Annotated in this window: 1 pseudogene; it reads left to right on the top strand. The window is 75.9% G+C overall.

The window, feature by feature from the left end:
- Nucleotides 1-2118 (top strand): annotated as a pseudogene (locus PKE44_RS18645) (hypothetical protein); the annotation flags it as partial.

Here is a 2118-nt window from a genome sequence, read left to right as displayed (position 1 = left end):
AACCGCCCGCCCAGCCGCTCGCCACGGTGCGCTATTCGCGCTCGCTGTTGCCGCTGACCCTGCGCGGCGAAGCCCCCGGCTTCGCGCCCGGCGAAACGACGCTCGCCTCGCCGGGCCTCGCCGCGTCGCTTCCCGAGCAGGTGGCGATCGTCCTCGCGCCGCTGCCGCGCGAATCGACGCCAGAGGCGGCGCCGCGCCCGCCGGCGCCGCCCGGTTTCGCCTTCGCCGCCGCCCTTCCGGCGCCGACGCCGGAAACCTTGCCGCCGGAGACCGGCGAAGAAACGCATTGGGTCGTCGACCACCTCGTCTTCGCCGCCGCTGCGCTGCTTTTTCTCGCCGGCGTGTGGACCTGGAACCGGCTGCGCCGGCGCGGCTGGCTCGAACGTCTGCCGGCGACCGGCAGCGCCGCCGAAAAGCGTCTCGACGCCGACGACGGCCGCTGGCGCGGCGCTTTTCGCGGCGAGCGGCTGCGCCTTCTGCGCGCCCTGCGCCGACGCCGTTGGCTGCCGTCGAGCGAACTCGACGGCGAGCGCAGCGTCGCCGCGACGCTCGCCGCCGGCGGACTCTTCACGCCGGTCTTCGGGGCGCTGACTGAACCCGAATTCCTCGTCCTCGTCGACCGCGCCAGCCTGCGCGACCACCTGGCGCTGACCGTCGACGAGCTGCTCGCCGGCCTGCAGTCGCGCGGGCTGTCGGTCGAGCGTTTCCACTACGCGCGCGACCCGCTGCGCTGCCGCCATCAGCCGTTCAAGCGCGGCGCCGGCGACCTCGGCGGGCAGGATCTCGAGCAATTGGCGGCGCGTTTCGCCGCGCGCCGCCTGCTCGTCTTTGCCGACGCGCGCGAGCTGATCGATTCCTACAGCGGCCGCCCGGCGGCGAGCGTCGCCCGCCTGCTTGCCTGGCCGCAGGCGCAGCCGCTGCTGCTCACGCCGCGTCCGCGTCGCGCCTGGGGGCGCAGCGAATGGCTGCTCGAACGCGCCGGCCTGCGCCTGCTGCCGCTCGACGCGGCCGGTTTGCGACTGCTCGGCGAAATCGTCGGCCAGCAGCGCGTCGTCGCCCCGCCCGCCGTGCGCCGCACCGAGCGCCCGCGTCCGCCCTACCTGCGCGACCTCGACCGGCTGCTCGGCGGCGAAGATCCGGGTGCGGACTTCACCGCCCGCGTCGTCGACGCGCTTGCCGGCGACCTGCCGCCGCGCGTCTTCGTCTGGCTTGCCGCCTGCGCCGTCTACCCCGAGATTCACTGGCCGCTGACGCTGCGCCTCGGCGACGGCCTGATCGCCGACGAACGCGAGCGCGCCGACGCCTTGCCGCAACTGGCGCAGCTTCCCTGGCTGCGCCACGCCTACCTCCCCGACTGGCTGCGCCGCGCGCTGCTCGCCCGCCTGGCGGCCGGGCAACGGACGGCAGCGCCGACGGGCAGGGCAGCGGCAGCCGAACCGGCAGCCGACCCGGCGGCCGATCTGGCAGCGATTCGCCAGACGCTGGCCGACTTCCTCGACCAATTGCACGAAGCGCCCGCCCCCCCGGGCGCGCTGCGCATCGCCGCGCCGGCCCGCCGCTGGTCGAGCTTCGCCGACGTGCGGCGCGGGCTGCGCGCGCTCTTCGCCGGCCAGGCGGCGGGCGAGCGTCCGCCGGCCGTCGAGGATCGCGTCTTCCTGCGTTTCATGAGCGCCCCGTCCAACCCGCTCGGCGTGCGCGCCTCCGAAGCGCTGCGCCGCATCTTCTACCGCGACGCGCTGCCGCTCGCCGGGTTGCGCGTCGTCCCGCTCTTCGTCGTCGGCGCGCTCGCCGTCGGCCTGCTGCAGCATTTCTTCCCGCTGCGCGCGCAGCGGACGATGGTCGGCCCGACGCCGCCGGCCATCGTCCGCACGCCGAGCGCGCTGGCCCTCGACAGCGACGGCCGCGGCCTGCTCGTCGGCGACAGCCACCGCGGCCTGCAGGCCTGGCAGGAGAGCGAAAGCGGCTGGCAGAAGGTGGCGGCCGAAACCTCGCGCACGGCCGGGCCGCTCACTGCCGTCGCCCTCGCCCCCGGTCGCCTGCTCGGCGCCGGCGCCAGCGGTTTGCAGGTGCGCCCGGCGGCGGTCGGCGGGCCGGCCGAGACGGGGCTCACCTGCAAAC

The organism is Plasticicumulans sp. (assembly GCF_035331805.1).
Classification (GTDB): Bacteria; Pseudomonadota; Gammaproteobacteria; order Competibacterales; family Competibacteraceae; genus Plasticicumulans.
This window is presented reverse-complemented; position numbering and strand designations above follow the sequence as displayed.